Here is a 19,885-nt window from a genome sequence, read left to right as displayed (position 1 = left end):
CCGACTCCCTCCCGGAGGGCATATGAGCGACTTCGATTTCACCTCCTTCCTCAAGCTGATGGTCCACAAGAAGGCCTCGGACCTGTTCATCACGGCCGGCGTCGCGCCGTCGATGAAGGTGCAGGGCCGCATCGTGCCCATCACGCAGAGCCCGCTGTCCGCGCAGCAGTCGCGCGACATGGTGCTCAACGTCATGACGCCCGCCCAGCGCGAGGAGTTCGAGAAGACCCACGAATGCCAGTTCGCCATCTCGGCGCAGGGCGTGGGCCGCTTCCGTGTCTCGTGCTTCTACCAGCGCAACTGCGTGGGCATGGTGCTGCGCCGGATCGAGGCCAAGATCCCGACGGTGGAGGAACTGAGCCTGCCGCCGGTGATCAAGCAGCTGGCGATGACCAAGCGCGGCATCATCATCTTCGTCGGCGGCACCGGCACCGGTAAGTCGACCTCGCTCGCGGCGATGATCGGCTACCGCAACGCCAACTCGACCGGGCACATCATCACCATCGAAGACCCGATCGAATACGTGCACAAGCACGAAGGCTGCATCATCACGCAGCGCGAGCTGGGCATCGATACCGACAGCTGGGAGAACGCGCTGAAGAACACGCTGCGCCAGGCGCCGGACGTGATCATGATCGGCGAGGTGCGTACGCGCGAGACGATGGAGCACGCCATCAACTTCTCCGAGACGGGCCACCTGTGCCTATGCACCCTGCACGCGAACAACGCCAACCAGGCGATGGACCGCATCCTGCATTTCTTCCCGGAAGACCGCCGGCAGCAGCTGTTCATGGACCTGTCGCTCAACCTCAAGGGCGTGGTGGCGCAGCAGCTCATTCCCACGCCGGACGGCAAGGCCCGCCGCGTGGCGGTGGAGATCCTGCTGGGCACGCCGCTGGTGCAGGACTACATCCGCCAGGGCGAGATCCACAAGCTCAAGGAAGTGATGAAGGAATCCACCAACCTCGGCATGAAGACCTTCGACCAGAGCCTGGTCGAGCTCTACCACGCCGGCGAGATCTCCTACGAGGACGCCCTGCGCCACGCCGACAGCTCCAACGAAGTGCGCCTGCGCATCAAGCTGGCCCAGGGCGGCGACGCCCACACGCTTTCGCAGGGTCTGGACGGGGTGGAGCTGGAAGAGACCCGCGATTCCAACCAGTTCGGCGGCGGGATGCTGTATCGCTGAGCGGGGGAGCCGGCGAACCGGATTTCTTTCACGATGGAGAACGGCGGCTTCGGGCCGCCGTTCCTGTTTTAGCGCCGCGATAGCGGCTGCGTTCTTCGTTACGTCAAAAAAGAAAGGGGCCTTGCGGCCCCTTTCCAGTCTTGCGCGCTTGCCAGCGCGACGGTCACTTGGCGGTATCGCTGATGGTCACGCCGCTGGTGTCGACCGTCTTCACGCCCTTGACCGCCTTGGCGACGCTTTCGATCTTGGCCTTCTGCGCGGAGCTGGCGGCGGTGCCCGTGATGGTGACGACGCCGTCCGTCGTATTGACCGACAGATCGCCGCTCTTGACGCCCTTGGTGGTCGCCAGCTCGGATTTCACCTTGGTGGTGATCCAGCCGTCGGCGGCCTTGTCGGGCACGGTCTGGTTGGTAGAGGACTTCTGCATTGCGCCGGCATCCTGCGCGGCGACCTGCGCCAGCGGCGAGGCGGCGAAGACCGCGGCCAGGCCAGCGGTGAACAGGGTCTTGCGGAACAAAGTCGAAGTCTGCATGGCAACTCTCCTGTGTAGGGGACGCTGTCCGGGGGACGCGGACAGTAGGACGGGTCGCTTTGAGCGTCCGTCGTCCATACCAACAGCACCGGTGTGAACATCGCTTCGATAGCGGGCCGGCCCGTTCAGTGCGGGCTGCTCATTGCGAAGGATTCGTGCTCGAGATGCAGAGAATTCGTAAGCTTTCGCGAAACTTGCGCTGCTGCGGTGCGGCAGCACATGTTCTCTTTCAAGACAGTGGATTACGGCATTTCATGTGCGAAAGCAGGGTCATGACTAGTGACACAGCTCAGAAAATTGCGTTACGAATTCGTTGAGCTTCGCACGATGTTGCGTTATACAGCCGGCTGCTCTTGGGGCCGGACGGTTGCGAGAGGGGGGCTCGTCGAGGGCCATCTGGTTGAGCCGTCCGGGAGCGTTCCGTTCTTCCTCTGAGCAGGGTCCCACCCCGGGCCCGCACGACCCACATCCCCGGTCCGCACCTACTGCGGATCTTTGCGTTGCTACAAGTTGATGGGAGTACAACTCGTGAGTTACTTCGCTGCTTTTACGAAGCGGCCTAAGGGGCGTTCGTCCCTGGCCCTGGCCGTTGCCCTCGCCCTGGCGAGCACCGGCGCCCTCGCTCAGTCCAACATCACCGGTTCGATCTTCGGCCAGGTGGCCCCGCAGTCGGGCAACACCGTCGAGATCAAGAACGTCGACACCGGCCTGACCCGTTCGGCCACGGTCGACGAGCAGGGTCGCTACCGTTTCAGCTCGCTGCCGACCGGCCGCTACACCGTCACCCTGAAGAACGACGGCGCTGCCGTCAGCACGCGCGACAACGTCGAGCTGAGCATCGCCGGCGGCACGGAAGTGTCCTTCGGTGCCTCGGCCGCGACGGCGACCGCGGCTGACGCGAAGAACCTCGACGGCGTGTCGGTGGTGGCTTCGGCTCTTCCGGCGATCGACGTGTCCTCGGTCGACACCCGCACCGTGCTGACCTCCGAACAGCTGGCCAAGCTGCCGATCGGCCGCGACATCGCCGCCGCCGCGCTGCTGGCGCCGAGCGTGGTCGCCAACTCCAGCTACGGCGTGCCCAGCTTCGGCGGCGCCGCGTCGTCGGAGAATGCGTATTTCATCAACGGCTACGCCGTGACCAATCCGCTGACCTCGATCGGCTTCACCCAGCTGCCGTTCGACGCGATCGACCAGCAGCAGGTGCTGACCGGCGGCTACGGCGCCGAGTTCGGCCGCTCCACCGGCGGCGTGATCAACATCGTCACCAAGCGCGGCAGCAACCAGACCAAGGGTGGCGTCTACACCATCTGGGAACCGGAGGCGCTGCGCGCCAGCCCGCGCAACAACTACTTCCCGCACACTGGCGCAGCCACCAACGCGGCCACCGACGGCACGCTGTACCAGTACCGCAACCGCAACCAGTACTGGAAGTCCACGGTCGGCGCCTACCTGAGCGGCGCGCTGATCAAGGATCGTCTGTTCTACTACATCGACGCCGAAGTGAACCGCCAGGAAGGCGCCGAAGTGCGTTCCTTCTCGAACTCCGCGGCGTCCGCCTCGAAGATCGGCTACAGCGACTTCACCTCCAAGATCCCGCGCTGGACGGCGAAGATCGACTGGAACATCACCGACAACCACATCCTCGAATTCACGGGTGTGTCGGACAAGACCGAGACCACCTCCCAGCGCTATGCCTACGACTACAAGTCGCTGAGCCATGGCAGCAAGCAGACGGGCGGCGTGTACAACAAGGACGGCGGCGACCTCTATATCGCCAAGTACACCGGCTACATCACTGACGACCTGACCGTGTCGGCGCTGTACGGCACGCAGACCGTCAAGCACGTGCAGACCAACTACGGCTTCGACCCGGCCTGCCCGTACATCTCGGTCGGCTCGAACGCGCAGGCCCCGGGCCTGACCTACAACAGCTGCCAGACCGCGGTCACCTCGACCCTGCCGCTGGAAGGCGCGAACGACAAGACCAAGGGCTGGCGCCTGGACATCGAGTATCGCCTCGGTGACCACGACATCCGCTTCGGCTACGACGCGCAGAACGCCAAGTCGTTCACCGGCAAGGAGTACGCGGGCGGCTACGCGTGGATCTACGCCAAGCAGACCAACCCGGCGACCGCGATCGATCCGGGCCTGGGCGTGATCGGCTCGCCGGCTTCGGCGGGCGGCCTGGGCGCGCAGGGCTACTACGTCTACAAGGCGTACAACACCCAGCGTGCCGGCGTTGAAACCGACCAGGCGGCGCAGTTCATCGAAGACCGCTGGCAGGTCTCCGATCGCTGGCTGCTGTCGCTGGGCCTGCGCAACGAGCAGTTCACCAATTACAACAAGAACGGCGACGCCTACATCAAGCAGCGTCATCAGCTGGCGCCGCGCCTGGGCGCGTCGTGGGACGTGTTCGGCGACTCCAGCCTGAAGGTGTTCGCCAACGCGGGCCGCTACCACCTGGCCGTGCCGAACAATGCCGCCGTACGCAGCGTGTCCGGTTCGCTGATCAGCAACCAGTACTTCACCTACACGGGCGTCGACCCCAACAGCGGCGCCCCGCTCGGCCTGAACCCGATCGCGGTCGATCCCACCAGCCCGTTCATCTGCGCCAACACCGGCGGCGTGTCCTCCAACAAGGAATGCGGCCAGGCGCCGGACCCGCGCACCGTGGCGGCCAAGGGCCTTCGCTCGCACTTCCAGGATGAGTACATCCTGGGCATGGAGCAGCAGCTCACCCCGACGTTCAACTGGGGCGCCAAGCTGACCTACCGCAAGCTGATGAGCGCGATCGACGACACCTGTATCCAGGCGCTCGGCAACAAGTGCCTGACCTTCAACCCGGGTCGCGGCAACACCTTCCTGGTGCCGCAGGCGGACGGCAGCCTGAAGGAAGTGCACCTCAGCCAGAAGGACCTCGGTCTGCCTGATCTGAAGCGCAAGTACTACGCCGTCGATCTGTTCGTCGAGCATCCGTTCGCCGACAGCTGGTACGGCAAGGTCGAGTACACCTTCTCGCGCAACTACGGCAACACCGAAGGCCAGCTGGCCTCCGACCTGGATACCGGCGCGGGCGGCCAGACCGACGTGTCGCGCACCCAGGACTGGGACCTGCCGCAGCTGATGGTCGGTTCCAACGGCGTGCTCCCGAACCACCGCGCGCACCAGGTCAAGGCGTTCGGCTATTACCAGCTGAACACCGAGTGGCGCTTCGGCGGCACGCTGGTGGCGGCCTCGGGTCGTCCGAAGAACTGCACCAGCTTCTACCCGACCGCGGACAAGGGCCTGTACAACAGCTCCACGTACTGGTTCTGCGGCCTGCCGGGCCAGCCGGGCTACACGATCTCGCCGCGCGGCTCGCACGGCACCACGCCGTGGACCTATCAGCTGAACCTCAACGCGGCCTACACGCCGGGTTGGATGGACAACAAGCTGACGCTGCAGTTGGACGTGATCAACGTGCTGAACCGCCAGACGGCGACGATGTACAACTACCGCTACGCGCTGAACCGCACGACGGTGAACCCGCTGTACGGTCGCGAGCTGAACTACACGGATCCGCGCTACTTCCGTGTCACCGCCCGCTACGACTTCTGATCGGGCCTGCCGGTCCGGTGCCGCCAGGCGCCGGGCCGGTGTTTCAGCAGTGTCTTTTTCAGCCACCGGCACCCGCCGGTGGTTTTTTTCGCCGGCCGTAAAAGACTGAGCTCAAGTTCCAGGGGGCCGCCGCCGCTACAGGGGCGGAACTGCAACGCCAGCCGGCGCGGCCGGACGCCCGCAGGAGCGGGGCACCTATGCAACTTGACCTTCCCACCCTGCTGTTCGTCAGCTTCCTGGCCGCGATCAGCGCGGCCATCGGCTTCACCTCGCTGATGCTGGTGCTGCGCGGGCAGGCGGCACTGCGCATCTGGGTGGCCAGCCTGTGGGTGTCGACCATCGGCATCACGCTGATCTCGCTGCGCGGGCAGATCCCCGACGTCCTTTCCATCGTGCTCGCCAATAGCTTGATCGCGTTGGCGGGCGCGCTGATGGTCCGCGGCCTCGCGCTGCACCTGGCGCGGCCGTTCCGCTGGCGCGTGCCGCTCGCCATCGTGCTGCTGTACGCATCGGGCATCGCCTGGTTCGCCTATGTCGTGCCCGACCTGCGCACGCGCATCGTGCTGGCCAGCGTGCAGGCGGTGGTCTGGGACGTGTGGTGCGTCGTGCTGCTGCTGGGTTTTGCGCCGCGCGAGATACGCCTGAGCGCCCGCATCCTCGCCCTGGTGATGGCGGCGGATGCACTGTTGTTCACGGTTCGTCCATTCGTGCCGCTGAGTCCGGGGGCGGCGGGAAGCATCTTTCGCGCCGGCGCGCCGGTCACGCTGACGTACGTCGCGGGCATCGTGATCAGTCTCGCCGCGTACTTCGCCCTGCTGCTGATGATCACCGAACGCCTGATGGTGGATCTGCGGCGCGCGGCATCGGTCGATGCACTGACCGGGCTGCTCAATCGCGGCGCCATGCTGGCGGAGGGGCGCCGAGCCCTGGCAGCCAGCGCGGTGCAGGGCCGGCCCTGCGCGATCCTCGCGCTGGACCTGGACCGCTTCAAGCAGATCAACGACCGCTGGGGCCATGAAGGCGGCGATGCGGTGCTGGTGCATGCCTCGGCGGTGCTGCGCGAGGTCGTGGCCTGGCCCGGCCATGCGGTTGGCCGCTACGGCGGCGAGGAATTCCTGCTGACCTTGCCCGGCGCCGGCCTGCGCGAAGCGAGCGAGCTGGCCGAACGACTGCGCGCGGCGTTGGCCGGTTCATCGGTGCTGTTGAACGGTCATCGCCTGCGGGTGACGACCAGCATCGGCGTCGCGGTGGGCGAGGGCGGAGCGTCGACCTTCGAACAACTGGTGTCGTCGGCGGACCGTGCGCTTTATCGCGCGAAATCCGACGGCCGCAACTGCGTGCGCCAGCAGCTGCCGGAGGGCATGCCGCTGCCGTAGCGACGGCGGGCCACCGGTGGTGCCGATGGCCCGCCGCTGCGCTCAGAACGCCACGTTCACCGTCAACCGTGCGGACTGGTCGCGCGCATCACTGGCGAACTGCCCGTGGTAGCCGAAGTCCATCGTCACCATGCGCCCCACGGGGAAACGCAGGCCCAGGTCCACGACGCCCGCGTCGTCGGCCACCGGCAGGCCGGAGACAGTGAAGTTGTCCGCACCCGCGACGAAGCGCTGGCGGCGGTCCGGCACGCGATCGCCCCAGGCGTGCTGCCAGCCGAGGCCGGCATAGCCGTGCAGGCCGCCCGGGCCCAGGTCGAGCGTGCCGCGGACACCGGCGGTACCGGCGGTCAGGTTGGACGAACTCTTGTCGATGGCCAGCGCCGCGGATGTGCCGTGCTCCGTGAAGGCATCCGTGCGCACGTGCACCTGGCTCAGGTTGACGTACGGCTCGACCGTGCCGGAGCCGAGCTGGAAGGTGTAGCCGCCATCGACATAGGCCTGCGCGGTGTTGGCGTCATAGCTGGCCTGAGCCCGGCCGGAGAACGGACCGAACGCCATGTTGCGCGCCGTGTCGATCTTCTGCCATGCGTACGCCAGGCCGCCGCGCAGGCGTACCGCACCGAGGTCCCAACTCGCGTATACGCCCGCGTAGGTGGCCTTGGCGTGCGCCGACGAGCCGACGTCGTCCACATGCAGGCTGTTCTGCCCGTGGCCGACGACGCCGCCGAGGCGGAAGGCATCGACCGGCAGGTCTGCACCTACCAGCAGGCCGCTGCCGTTGGCACTCATATCGTGCGCGTTGCCGTCGCTGTCGTGGTCGCCCCAGTGTCCCCACACCGAACTCCACACCATGGTGCCGTGGTGCGTGGCTCCTTCGGCACGCTGGCCGCCATAGCCGGCACCGAGCAGATGGTTGTTGATCGCGTCGCGCACGTAATGGCTGTCGTCAAACAGCGCGGTAGTGATGCTTCCGTGCATCTCGCCGGAGAGCTGATCGAAGGCGTGCCGCGCGGTCGGAGCGTCGAGGCCCAGCAGTCCGTCGTATACGGGCGAGTTGGGATCGAGATGATCCAGGGCGCCGGCCGTGTTCTTCTGGTTGTTGGTGTTCGCGACGCTCTCGAAGCTGACGTCGTTGCGCTGGAGCGAAAGGCTGACCGCGTTGGCCGTGTAGCTGAGCGTCGGCGTCAGGAACAGCAGGTTCGCACTCACTGCGCCGAACTGGCCGGTAACACCCTGCGCGGCGGTGAGAATGGTGTAGTTCGTACGGGGCGCATAGTTGCCCGGCTGCGCCAGCACCAGCACGCTGCCGCCGAGGATGGACGCGCTGCCGCCGACGACGATGTGGCTGCTCTGGCCGGTGGGCGTGGCGCCCACCTGGTAGCTGGAGCCGTTGTGGAACACGGCATTGCCCGTTACCGACAACGTGCCGGTAACGTTGCCCGGCGCGACCGTGCCGGACAGATCCAGTGCGCCGATCGTGCCGATGCCCGCCAGCGTGGCACCGCTGTTCACCGTCACCGCGCCGGCGAGCGTGGCGCCCGGGTGGCTGTTGTCGCCGACCACCAGCGTGCCCGCCGAGACCGTCGTCGCGCCCGTGAGCGGATTGCTGCCATTGAGCGTGAGACTGCCCGAGCCGGACTTGAGCAGCGAGCCGCTCCCCGACAACGTGCCATTGAAGACGCCATTGGCGTTCTGCTCGAAGATCACCGAGGCGTTGTCGATGATGTTGCCTTGCAGGCTGGTCGTGTCGCCCTGCAGGGCGCCGGCACTGACCGTGGTGCCCCCGCTATAGCTGTTTGCACCGCTGAGCGTGAGCGTGCCGCCACCGAGCTTGGTGACTGAGCCGGTGCCCGAGATCACGCCGCCGAAGCTGCCGTTCGCGCCTTGGTTGAAGATCAGCGACGCGTTGTCGGCGATATTGCCCTGCAAGCTGGCGGTGTCGCCCTGCAGCGCACCGGCACTGATCGTCGTGCCGCCGCTATAGGTGTTGGCACCGCTGAGCGTGAGCGTGCCGCCACCGAGCTTGGTGACCGAGCCGGTGCCCGAGATCACGCCGCCGAAGCTGCCGTTCGTCCCTTGGTCGAAGATCAGCGACGCGTTGTCGACGATATTGCCCTGCAGGCTGGCGGTGTCGCCTTGCAGCGCGCCGGCACTGACCGTGGTGCCGCCGCTGTAGGTGTTGGCACCGCTGAGCGTCAGGGTGCCGCCACCGAGCTTGGTGACCGAGCCGGTGCCCGAGATCACGCCGCCGAAGCTGCCGTTCGTCCCCTGGTCGAAGATCAGCGACGCGTTGTCGGCGATGTTGCCTTGCAAGCTCGTGGTATCGCCCTGCAAGGCGCCGGCGCTGATCGTGGTGCCGCCGCTGTAGCTGTTGGCGCCGTTGAGCGTGAGCGTGCCCGCGCCGAGCTTGGTCACCGAGCCGGTCCCGGAGATTGTGCCGTTGAAGGTGCCGTTCGCGCCCTGGTTGAAGATCAGCGAGGCGTTGTCGGCGATGCTGCCCTGGAGACTGCTCGCATCGCCTTGCAAGGCGCCGGCGCTGATCGTGGTGCCGCCGCTGTAGCTGTTGGCGCCATCGAGCGTGAGCGTGCCGTTGCCGAGCTTGGTCAGCGAGCCGGTGCCGGAGATCGCGCCGTTGAACGTGCCGTCTGTGCCTTGGTTGAAGACCAGCGCGGCGTTGTCGGCAATGTTGCCTTGCAGGCTGGTGCTATCTCCCTGCAACGTGCCTGCGCTGATCGTCGTGCCGCCGCTGTAGGTGTTCGCCCCCGCCAGCACCAGCGTGCCGGCGCCGAGCTTGGTCAGGCTACCGGTGCCGCCCAGTGCCTGGCTGACGGTGAAGACATTGGCGGCATCGGCGATATCGAAGCCGCCGCCCGGAGCGCCAAGCGTGATCGTGCGCGCGGTGGACTGGAAGGACGTGCCGGTCACTTGCAGAACGCCGCCTTCGAAATCCAGGCCGGCGCTCGCTGCACCGAGATTGGCATCGGCGCTGACCGACAGCGTGCCGGCGCTCAACTGGGTGCCCTGCGTGTATGCGTTGCTGCCGTTCAAGATCAGCGTGCCGGCACCCGTCTTATTGAGTCCCAGGCCCGTGAGCGTGCTGTCGATGGTGGCGGTCCAGCCGGCGCTGGCCGCGCTGCCGTCGCCCACGCGAATCTCGCTGAGCGCGCCCGGCGAGGGTGCGACGAGCGCAAGCGCACCGCCGGTGATCACGTAGCCGTCGCTGGCGAACTGCATGCCCAGTGCGGTGACCGGTTGCGAGCCGCCCGGACCGTCATCGACCGTCACCGTGCCCGGTGCGCCGCCGAAGATCGCGAACGCGTCCGCGGGCTGCCGGGTGGCCGTCACCGATCCGGTCGCGTCCGTCCAGTTCGCCTGCGGCAGGGACCACGTGCCGCTGCCGCCGCCCATGGTGGAGTTGCTGGCCAGTCCGTTGGCGTTCCAGAAGTTCAGCGTCAAGCCGTTGGTGTTGATCAGGTTGATCTGCTTGCTGCCGGTGAGGTTCTGGATCGTGAAGCCCGACGGCGGCGCGATGCCTCCATTGGTTTCGGTCAGCGTGCCGCCGTAAGTGAACAGGTTGTACAGCCCGGGCCCGAAGCCGCCCGCATCGATCGCGTTGATGGTGGCGCCGTTGATCGCGAGATTGCCGCCGACGGCGACGTTGTGCCCGGTGCCGAACGTGGTGAAATTCGGGCCGGGTGCGCCGAACGAGAAGTCGAGCAGGCTGCCCTGCGCGAGCGTGAGATCGCCGTTCACGGTCAGCGTGCCCGTGGGATTGCCCGGCGCGAGATGGCCGCCGGCCAGCACCGACGCGCTGCCGCCGATGGTGCCGAAACCGCCCAGCGAGGCACCGCTGGCCACGGTGACGTCGCCGCCGACGGCCGCGCTCGCATGCGCCGCATCGCCGCCCACCATCAGGCTGCCGGCCTGTACCTGCGTCGCGCCGGTGTAGGTGTTGATGCCGTTGAGCACCAGGGCATTGGCGGTGTTGGTCAGGCCGCCGGTGCCTTGGATCACGCCATCGAAGCTGCCGCCGCCGCTGCCGGCGACGCTCAGCGTGTTGGCGCCGAGATTGATGGTGCCGCCGCTGCCCACCAGCGCGCCGATGGTCTGGTTGCCCGCGGCGGCGATGTCGAACGTGCCGGCCGGCGCGAGCGTGAGCGATCCGCCCGCGCCGAGGCTGCCGCCGGCGCCGAGCGCAAGCGTGCCGGCCTGGATGCTGGTGCCGCCGGTGTAAGTGTTGGCGCCGGTCAGTGTCTGTGTGCCGGTGCCATTGATCACCACGCCGCCGCTGCCGGCGATCGCGCCGCCGAACGAGCTGCTGCCGGACGGCGCGAGCGTCAGGGCATTCGCGCCGATGTTCACCGTGCCGCCCGTGCCGCCGAGATTGCCGATGCTCTGTGCGCCGGCGGCCGACAGATCGAAGGTCGCACCGGTGGCGAGCGTCACCGCACCGCTCGCGGCGAGCGAACCGCCGGCGCCGAGCGCCAGTGTGCCGGCGTTGATGGCGGTGCCGCCGGTGTAGGTGTTCGTTCCGGTCAGCGTGAGCGCACCACTGCCTTGCTTCGCGATGCCGCCCGTGCCGCCGATGGTGCCGGCGAATGTCGTGCTGGTGGCGTTGCCCAGGGTAAGCGTCTGCGTGCCCAGCACGACCTGGCTGCCGGCGACGCCGGATAGGGCGCCGATGGTCGGGGCGCTGCTGGTGCCGGAAACATCCAGAACCGCGGTGGCGCCGTTCAGCGCCACGGTTCCGGCGGAAGAGAGGCTGCCGCCCGTGCCGATCGCCACCGTGCCTGCATTGATCGTGGTGGCGCCGGTAAAGGTATTGGCGCCGCCCAGAGTGAACGTGCCGCTGCCTTGTTTGACGATGCCGCCGGTGCCCGTGATCGCGCCGGAGAAGGTGGTGTTGGCGCTGTCGCCGAGGGTGAGCGTGCGCGCGCCGAGGGCGACTGCCGTGCCGGCATTGCCCGTCAGCGCGTCGATGGTCTGGTTGCTGCCGGCGCCTGAGATATCGAAGGTCGCCTGGGGCCCTTGCAGGTTGACCATGCCGGTGCCCGCCAGCGAACCGTTCGTGCCGAGCGCGAGGGTGGTGTAGCTGGTGACGGTGGTGCCACCGGTATAGGTATTGGCCGCATCCAGGGTCACGGTAATCACGGGAGGCGGCGCGCCCGTGCCGGAGTTGCTCGCGGTCAGGGCGCCGCTGCCGGACAGCACGCCCGACATCGTGAAGTCGTTGGTGCCGGCGAGCGTGAGGCCGCCCGCATTGAGCAACACGGCTTTGCTCAGTGTCGCGCCGCTCACGCTCGAGCCGATCCCGCCGCCATTGGCCACGATGGTCGAAGCGCTGCCGAAATTGGCGTCGCTGTCGAATTTGGCCAGGCCGCCGTTGAGCGTGGCATCGCCGCTGACCAGCGCGCCCTGCAGATCCCACGTGCCGCTGTTGACCGTCAGGTGCTGGAAGTTGATGTAGGTGCCGGACGAGGCGACGGTCTCGGTTCCGCCAACGCCCGAGCCTGTGCCGGTGACCGCGTTCTGCAGCACCAGCGTGTTGCTGCCGCCGGCGCCGCCGTCGATTTGCCCGGTCGGCGCGAATCCGAGGTTGATGCCCAGCACGCCGAGCAGGTTGAGCCCGAGGCTGCCGCCGTTGTTGATGTCCGACCCGTTCACCGCGGTGAAGGTGTTCGTGCTGTTGGTGCCCATCGACACGCTGCCGCTGATCGTGCCGGCATTGATGAAGGTATTGCCCGCGGCGGATGCCTCGAACGCGGTGCGGCCGATGATGGTGCCGGTGTTGGTGAAGTTGACCTGGGCGCCGCCATAGGCGGCGACTACTGGCGCATCGGATCCCAGCAGCGACACGCCCAGCAGTGCGCTCGAGCCGATGCTGCCGCTGTTGTTGATGGTGGTGGTGCCGCCGGCGCCGTTGCGTACGGCCAATGCCATGCCGGTGAGATCGGCCAGATTCAGCCCGAGCAGGCCGGTCGTGCCTTTCATCGTGTTCAGATTGTTGACGGTGACCGTGCTGCCGGGAATCGCGCTGCCGAGATTCGGATTGCCGATGACCGTGCCGGAGGAAAGCAGGCTCAGCAGCCCGAGCAGGGAAGGATCGATGGTGCCGCTGTTATTGAGCGTGGTGCCGTTGCCGGTGAGCGACATCGCCGTGCCGCCGAGCCCAAGCAGCACGCCGACCGACGAGCCGGGCGACAGGTTGACCGTGAGGTTGTCGGCGCTCGACGCGTAGGAGGGCGCGAGCGGGTTCGCCACCCCCGAACAGGTCACGGTCGCTCCGTTGGTGGGGTTGATCGGCGAGCAGGCGGCGATGGCCGATTCCACGGGGATACCGCACGCGGCGAGGCAGGCCAGCGCGAGTGCGCGCCGCGCGAGCGGTCGACGCGGCGTCCCGGCCGCCGGAACGGCGGCACGGCCTCCATGGGCCAGTTCGGAGGCGACCTGAAGCACGCGCAGCGTGCGGTTCCAGACAAGCCGGTAGATGCGATTCATGCGTTTTAAACCCCTGAGTCGAGTGAGCCGATGCCGGGCGGCTTGCTGCTTGAAGCGCGGGGCTCTCCTATGAGCCCCGGTCGTGCAGGTCACGTGTCTGCGCTCGGTCCGCCGGAACCGGCGGTCGAGCGAGGGCGTGCGCTAGGGGGCCGGTGTCAGCCGGCGTGGAGCCAGGGAAAAGCGGGCGGCGGACAGCGTCCGGCCGGGCCTCTCCCGGCCGGGTCAGCTTTCAGGCGGTGCAGCCTGCCGTGGCAGCGAGCGCTGAGCCTGTCCGACATCGTTCCGTAGAGCGGCGACCATGTGACACCTCCTGTGCAATGGATCGGGCAGGGCTTCGCGACGACCGGACGGCGGCGAGCCGGGTCGTGGGCAGCGGAAAGCAAGGCGAAGCCGCGGGTTCGCCGGCGATAGCGGCGAGGCCGCCCGGCGAGATTTCGAAACGCGAACGGCAATGGACTCCGGCAGTCATCACACCCCCCGTGCGGACAGCGCTGTCGATTACCTGCGGCCGGCGGCACGAGGGCCACCGGGCAATGGCGTCGTCCACCCGAATGTGACGCCGCGCGCAGTCTAGGTGGAGCGCGGGTAAAAGCGGAGTGAAATTTGGCACCTCGTCGCAAAAAAAACGGGGCGCCCCAAGGCGCCCCGTTCGACGTTCCGCTGCGCAGAACCGTTACTTCAGTTCAGTCTGCGTGGTCATCACCAGGCCGGCGTTGTCCACATGCACTTCGCCGCTGATCGCCTTGATGCGTTCGGCCTGCTGGCGCATGGTCTCGAACTGCGCCTTGGAACGCTCGGCGGCGGCCTGCGCCTTGGCGGCTTCTTCCTTGTCGCCGTCTTCCGCGCTGTTCTCGTCGTGGCTGACGGAGTCGGTCAGCTGCTTGAGGCGATCGGACTTCTCTTCCATCGCCTTGATCCAGGAGACGTACATGTCGCCGCTGATGTGCACGCGGCTCATGCGGCCGGCATCGCCCGCCGGGGCCTTCAGCATGCCTTCGACCTTGGCGTCCTGGCCCTGGCCGATGGCGAGTGCCAGCGCCTTTTCGCCCATCGCGACCCACACGGGCTGGCCGAGGGCGGCGGTCATGTCCTGCGGCAGCGCCACCGGCTTGTTGTCCGGCGTGAGCTTCAGCTGCGCCAGCGCGGGCGACGCCATGCTGCCCATGGCCACGAGACCGGCCGGGTTGGTGGTGCCGACCAGCACGCGACCGGTGAACTTCGGCGTGGCGCCTTCGCCGCCCATGTCGAAGCTGTCCAGCGACACGCGCAGGCCCAGCAGGTCGCCGAACGGCGGCATCGCGGCCTGCTGCGCCACCTGGCCCAGCTTGGCGAAGCCTTCGTTGAGGTTGTTGAGCGAGGGGCAGCCGAACGGCTTGGCGGCCACGGCCTCGGCCTGCGCCGACCAGAAGGTGCGCAGCTGCGCCACCGGCAGGGCGAGGCTCAGGTCCATCGGCGCGTCGCCGTCGACGCCCAGGCCCGGCAGCTCGACCTTCAGGCCCGAGAACGCCTTGGTGACGTCATCGGCGAGGGCCATGTCCCAGCGCAGGTCCTGGTGCTTGGGGTCGAGCTTGGTGTAGCCGAAGCTCATGGCCGGCACGCGGCTGGCGATGCGGGTGGCGTCGGCTTCGCAGGCCGGCGAGATGCCCGGCTGGGTGGCCGCCGGTTCGCCGGTCTTGGCCGCCTCGGCCTGCTGGTGCGCCTTGTACATGGCATTGAACAGCGGGTCCTTGCCACTGGCGATCAGCGGCAGCAGGCGGACCAGGTCCACTTGGCCGACGGCCCACGGCTTGTAGCCCTTGTCCTTGGCCAGCTTGTCGAGGCGGCCATCGTCCTGGAGGCTCTTGGCCGGGCGGTCCAGGCCCAGCGCCTGGCGCAGCAGCGCCTGCGGCGCGTCGGCCGGAAGCACCGCGCCCACCGCCTGCTTGCCGACCACGGCCAGGATCACCTGGGTGCCGGCTTCGGTGGCGATGTGCTTGCGATAGGTGACGTCGCCTTCGGTGGCGGTGTCGAGCTTCTTGCCGTAGGCGGTTTCCAGGCGGCCCACGAAGGCGTCGAAGGCCTTCGGGTCGCTCAGGTCGAAGCGCACCACCGGCGCCAGGCCCAGGCCGTAGAAGGCCGAGCGGCCCTTCACGTTCAGGCCGGCGTTCTGCGCGAAGGTCTCGATGTTCTTGCCGTCGAGTTCGGCGATGAAGGCCTTGAGCAGGTTCGCCGTGTCGGCGTCCTTCTCCTTCATGTCCTCGGCGGCCGCCTTCAGCTGGGCGAGCTGGCCCGGCAGCTGCGCATCGGCCTGGGCGAGCAGCGCCTTGCGGGTGTCGTCGTCCAGGACGTCGAGGTTGGCCAGCACGTACGGCGTATCCGCCGGTACGAAAGCCAGCGGGGCGTCCTTGTCCTTGTGGCCGCAGGCCGCCAGCAGCACGCCGGCGACAGCCAGCGCCAGATAGCGCTTACTCACTCGCATGTCGATTCCCTGAAATATGAAGAGGTGGTTGTTGCGCCGCGCATTATGCCCGTTTCGCCCGGGCGGTGCGGGCGGCGGAAAGGCCTGCCGATGGCCGAGGCGGGCGGCTGGGCGACGCCGTGACCCAGTCCCCGCGGGGAGGGTGATGCGGGGCACGAGCTACGTCTGCGGCCCAACCGGGCCTTCGTCGGTGCAACCGAGGGGAAGGTTCTTGCGTGAGCGCCAAATGCGCCGGTCGCGCCGCCCGTAGGGCGGCGCGGGAGGCTCAAGGCCGCGCCAGCATCTCGCTGAGCACGGCCATCCGCACGAAGACGCCGTTGCCGACCTGCTCCAGGATGCGCGACTGCGCGCCATCGGCCACGTCCGAGCTGATCTCGATGCCGCGGTTGATCGGGCCTGGGTGCATCACCAGCGCGCTGCGCGCGGCGCGGGCGAGGCGGCGGGTGTCCAGGCCGTAATGGCGGAAATAGTCCGCCTCGTTTTGCAGATCGGTGGCGGCCATGCGCTCCTTCTGCAGGCGCAGCATGATCACCACGTCGGCGCCTTGCACAGCCTCGTCGAAGTCGGTGAAGCGCTGGCAATGCGGCAGTTCGTGCTCGTTGGGCATCAGCGCCGCCGGCGCGCACAGGCGGATGTCGCGGGTGCCGAGCGCGGCCAGCGCGTGCACGTCCGAGCGGGCCACGCGCGAATGCTTTACGTCGCCGCAGATCACCACGCCCAGGCTCTCGAAATCCGGGCGGTGCTGGCGGATGGTCAGCATGTCCAGCAGGCCCTGCGTCGGATGCGCGCGATTGCCGTCGCCGGCATTGATCACCGACACGCCGCTCATCGCATGGCGCACCAGCTCGTCCGGCGTGCCGGAGACCTTGTGGCGCACCACGATCGCGTCCAGGTGCATTGCTTCGAGCGTGTGCAGCGTGTCGTACAGCTCCTCGCCCTTGCTGGTGGAAGAGAAGCCGATGTCGAAGTTGATCACGTCCGCGCCCAGGCGCCGCGCCGCGAGTTCGAACGAGGTGCGCGTGCGGGTGGAAGGCTCGAAGAACAGGTTGAGGATGGTGCGTCCGGCCAGCAGGTCGAGCTTGCGCGTGCCGTGCGCGCAGGCGTCGCGCATGGACACGGCGCGGTCGAGCAGGCGCTCGATGGTTTCGCGCGGCATGTTTTCGAGCGTGGTGAGGTGGCGCAGGCGTGGAGTCATGTCGGGGGCGGCGGATCGGCAAGGGAAAGGGTGGCGTCGACCGGCTGGGCGAGCCAGCGCTCCAGGATCACCGCGGCGGCTTCCGCATCGATGGCGGCGGCGTCGCTGCGCTTCTTCAAGCCCGTGGCGCGGGCCTGGGCGAAGCGGCGGGCGGCTTCCTGGGAGCTGTGGCGCTCGTCGACCAGGGCGACGGGCAGGGCGTAGCGGGTGTGCAGGCGTTCGGCGAGGCGGCGGGCGCCGCGGCTGGCCGCCTGTTCCTGGCCTTCGAGCGTGAGCGGCAGGCCGATCACCAGGGTGTCCGGCTGCCATTCCTGGCGCAGGGCGTCCAGGCGGGGCCAGTCCGGCTCGCCGTCGCGCACGGGCACCACGGCGAGTGCGCGCGCCAGGCCGGTGAACCGGTTGCCGACCGCGACGCCGAGCAGGCGGCTGCCGTAGTCGAAACCGAACACACAGCTCATGCGTGACCCGCGTAGCCCGGCAACTGGAGCGGGTCGACTCCGACCAGGCCGGCGGCGGCGCTCCAGCGTTCCTCGAGCGGCGTCTGGAACACGATGCGCTCGCTGGCCTCGACGGTGAGCCAGGTGTTGTCCTTCAGTTCCTGCTCGAGCTGGCCGGCGCTCCAGCCGGCATAGCCCAGCGCCATCAGCGCCTGGCGCGGGCCTTCGCCCGCGGCCATGGCGACCAGGATGTCGCGCGAGGTCGTGACCGACCAATGGTCGTTGATGCGGTAGCTGGACTCCCAATGCCCCGGCTCGCGATGCAGCACGAATCCGCGCTCCTGCTGCACGGGACCGCCGATCAGCACCGGCAGGTCGGCGACCTCGGGGTCCTCGCACTCCAGCTTCATCTGCTTGAGCACGTCGCCGAGGCGGTACTCCGAGAGCTGGTTGACCAGCAGGCCCACCGCGCCGTCCTCGTCATGCTGGCAGAGGAAGGCAACGCCGCGGGAGAAGGGCGGATCGGCCAGGCTGGGCATGGCGATCAGGAATTGGCCGGCGAGGGAAGTGGGGCGGGGAGCGCTCATGGCAGGCATTGTAAGCGCTGGGAATGCTAGGTGGGGGTGAAGCGCTGAGCGCAGAAGGAAAACCAGGAACGGACGGGCGCGCAGGTCGCGGACCCGCCGCCTGCCGTTCCCCGTCACCGGGTATGCAGCACGTTGTCGCGCTGGAACTGCCACGTCCGCGTGATGTGCAGCTCGTCCACTCGTTCGCCCGTCTGCGGCAACGGCGGGAACGGCGCGGCCAGGCGCACGATGCGTTCCGCGGCCTGGTCCAGGATCTTCTCGCCGGAACTGCCGATCACCTCGATGCCCATCACCTTGCCGTCGCGGTCCAGCGTGACGGTCAGCAGCACGTCGCCATGCAGCTGCTGGCGCCGGGCCGCGTCCGGGTAATTGAGGTTGCCCACCCGCTCGATGCGGTCCACCCAGTTGCGCATGTAGCCGGCATAGGCGTACTCGCTGGTGTTGGACGAGATGAACTTCTTCTTGGGGCGCTTGGCATAGGCCTCCTGGATCCGCCGCTTCTCCGCCGCCAGCTGGGCGGCCTCCATGCGGATGCGGTCGGCGTCGGACGCGGGCAGGGGGCTGTCCGTGCGTTCGGGCTGCGCGCTGTCGGAGTTCACCTTGAAGCGGCTGTTGCCGGTGGTGGTCAGCAACTTGTCTTCGGTGGCCGCCTGCGGACGCGCCGCGGTCGCTTCCTGCGATTGCTCGGCCACGCCCGGATCGGGCTTGGGCAGCGGGCCGGAGAACGGCTGCGACGGGCGGGCCACCTTGTCCTGCTCGCCGCCGCCGCGGTTATTGGCCTGGGCCAGGAAGTCGGCCTGCTCGGGCTTCTCCCCATTGGCCACGTCCACCAGGGTCACGTCCAGCGTGGGCAGGCTGGGCCTGGGCTTCACGTAGCCGAAAGTGATGCCGAGCAAGAGCACGCCATGCAGCAACAGCGAAAACAGCAGGGTGGCGCCGATCAGGTCGGCGCCCCGGGGGGCAGGTGCAGGGTGGCTCACGCAGGCCGCTTTCCGTGAAGTTGGCGCTCGATGACGTCGAACATCTGGCCGGTGATATTAAGGCCGAACTGCTTGTCCAGCTCGCGCGCGCAGGTCGGCGATGTGACGTTGATCTCAGTGAGGTAGTCGCCGATCACGTCCAGGCCCACGAACAGCAGGCCGCGCCGCTTCAGCTCCGGCGCCACCTGGGAGACGATCCAGCGATCGCGCTCGGTCAGCGGCACGCCCTCGCCGCGGCCGCCGGCCGCCAGGTTGCCGCGGAACTCGTCGCCCTGCGGGATGCGCGCCAGCGCGTAGGGCACGGCCTCGCCGTCCACCACCAGGATGCGCTTGTCGCCGGCGCTGATCTGCGGGATGAACTTCTGCGCCATCACGAACTGCGCGTGGCCGCCGCCGTTGTGCAGCCCGCCGCTGAGCAGGGTTTCCAGCATCGAGTTGAGGTTGCTGTCGCCCGCACGCACGCGGAAGATGCCGCGCCCGCCCATGCCGTCCAGCGGCTTGAGCACCACCTCGCCGTGCTCGGCCACGAAGGCGCGCAGGTCCACCTTGTCGCGGGAGAGCAGGGTGGGGGCCATGCACTGGCCGAAGTCCAGCGCGTACATCTTCTCGTTGCAGTCGCGCAGCGCCTGCGGGTCGTTCACCACCGCCACGCCGGCCCGCTGGGCCAGCGACAGCACCATGGTGTCGTAGATGAACTGGGAATCGACCGGCGGGTCCTTGCGCATCAGCACCACGTCGACCTCGGCCAGCTCCCGCCAGCGCGCTTCGCCCAGGCTGAACCAGCCGGCCGGGTCGTCCTTCACAGTCAGCGGGGCCAGGCGGGCCCATGCGCGGCCGTTGCGCACGGCCAGGTCGCCCTGCTCCATGTAGAGCAGGGCATAGCCGCGCCGCTGGGCTTCAAGCAGCATGGCAAAGGTGGTGTCCTTGGCGATCTTGATGGCGCCGATGGGGTCCATCAGCACGGCGACCGTGAGGGCCATCGTCATTCTCCGGTAGTGGGGTCCCCGTAGGCTGGGCAGCCTTGGCATGGTCGACG

11 protein-coding genes are annotated in these 19,885 nt (G+C 68.0%); 3 read left to right on the top strand and 8 right to left on the bottom strand.

The window, feature by feature from the left end; translation table 11 throughout:
* Window positions 1-22 precede the first annotated feature (22 nt).
* The gene (locus tag RKE25_RS18285) at window positions 23-1,189 is read left to right on the top strand and encodes a PilT/PilU family type 4a pilus ATPase (protein ID WP_311839518.1); all 1,167 of its coding nucleotides are present in this window, start codon (window positions 23-25) and stop codon (window positions 1,187-1,189) included.
* Window positions 1,190-1,352: 163 nt separating this feature from the next.
* On the opposite strand, the gene RKE25_RS18280 is transcribed toward RKE25_RS18285, so the two are convergent.
* The gene (locus RKE25_RS18280) at window positions 1,353-1,721 is read right to left on the bottom strand and encodes a BON domain-containing protein (protein WP_311839517.1); all 369 of its coding nucleotides are present in this window, start codon (window positions 1,719-1,721) and stop codon (window positions 1,353-1,355) included.
* Between the two features lie 528 nt (window positions 1,722-2,249).
* On the opposite strand from RKE25_RS18280, the gene RKE25_RS18275 reads away from it, so the two are divergent.
* Together RKE25_RS18275 and RKE25_RS18270 are read left to right on the top strand one after the other, a co-directional pair.
* Complete coding sequence (locus tag RKE25_RS18275) at window positions 2,250-5,318, top strand: TonB-dependent receptor (RefSeq protein ID WP_311839516.1); 3,069 nt, start codon at window positions 2,250-2,252, stop codon at window positions 5,316-5,318.
* 197 nt (window positions 5,319-5,515) lie between these two features.
* Window positions 5,516-6,694, top strand: coding sequence for a diguanylate cyclase (locus RKE25_RS18270; protein ID WP_311839515.1), 1,179 nt, complete (start codon window positions 5,516-5,518; stop codon window positions 6,692-6,694).
* Window positions 6,695-6,736: 42 nt separating this feature from the next.
* On the opposite strand, the gene RKE25_RS18265 is transcribed toward RKE25_RS18270, so the two are convergent.
* The 7 genes from RKE25_RS18265 to gshB all read right to left on the bottom strand — a co-directional run bounded on the left by RKE25_RS18265 (window position 6,737) and on the right by gshB (window position 19,829).
* A complete protein-coding gene (locus tag RKE25_RS18265) occupies window positions 6,737-13,192 on the bottom strand; it encodes an autotransporter-associated beta strand repeat-containing protein (RefSeq protein ID WP_311839514.1) in 6,456 nt (2,151 codons plus the stop codon).
* A gap of 673 nt (window positions 13,193-13,865) precedes the next feature.
* The gene (locus RKE25_RS18260) at window positions 13,866-15,650 is read right to left on the bottom strand and encodes a hypothetical protein (protein ID WP_311839513.1); all 1,785 of its coding nucleotides are present in this window, start codon (window positions 15,648-15,650) and stop codon (window positions 13,866-13,868) included.
* Between the two features lie 265 nt (window positions 15,651-15,915).
* A complete protein-coding gene (locus tag RKE25_RS18255) occupies window positions 15,916-16,845 on the bottom strand; it encodes an aspartate carbamoyltransferase catalytic subunit (protein ID WP_311839512.1) in 930 nt (309 codons plus the stop codon).
* Window positions 16,842-17,303: a Holliday junction resolvase RuvX gene (gene ruvX, locus RKE25_RS18250; protein WP_311839511.1), complete on the bottom strand. Its 462-nt coding sequence runs from the start codon at window positions 17,301-17,303 to the stop codon at window positions 16,842-16,844. The genes RKE25_RS18255 and ruvX overlap by 4 nt, the downstream gene beginning before the upstream one ends.
* A complete protein-coding gene (locus RKE25_RS18245; RefSeq protein WP_311839510.1) occupies window positions 17,300-17,869 on the bottom strand; it encodes a YqgE/AlgH family protein in 570 nt (189 codons plus the stop codon). Before RKE25_RS18245 ends, ruvX begins: the two co-directional genes overlap by 4 nt.
* Before the next feature lie 113 nt (window positions 17,870-17,982).
* Window positions 17,983-18,849: an energy transducer TonB gene (locus RKE25_RS18240; protein ID WP_311839509.1), complete on the bottom strand. Its 867-nt coding sequence runs from the start codon at window positions 18,847-18,849 to the stop codon at window positions 17,983-17,985.
* The gene (gshB, locus tag RKE25_RS18235) at window positions 18,846-19,829 is read right to left on the bottom strand and encodes a glutathione synthase (protein ID WP_311839508.1); all 984 of its coding nucleotides are present in this window, start codon (window positions 19,827-19,829) and stop codon (window positions 18,846-18,848) included. The genes RKE25_RS18240 and gshB overlap by 4 nt, the downstream gene beginning before the upstream one ends.
* Between the last annotated feature and the right edge of the window lie 56 nt (window positions 19,830-19,885).

The sequence above is a fragment of the Dyella sp. BiH032 genome, assembly GCF_031954525.1.
GTDB lineage: Bacteria > Pseudomonadota > Gammaproteobacteria > Xanthomonadales > Rhodanobacteraceae > Dyella_D.
Note: the sequence above shows the minus strand (reverse complement) of the source record. Positions and strands in the feature narration are given on the sequence as shown.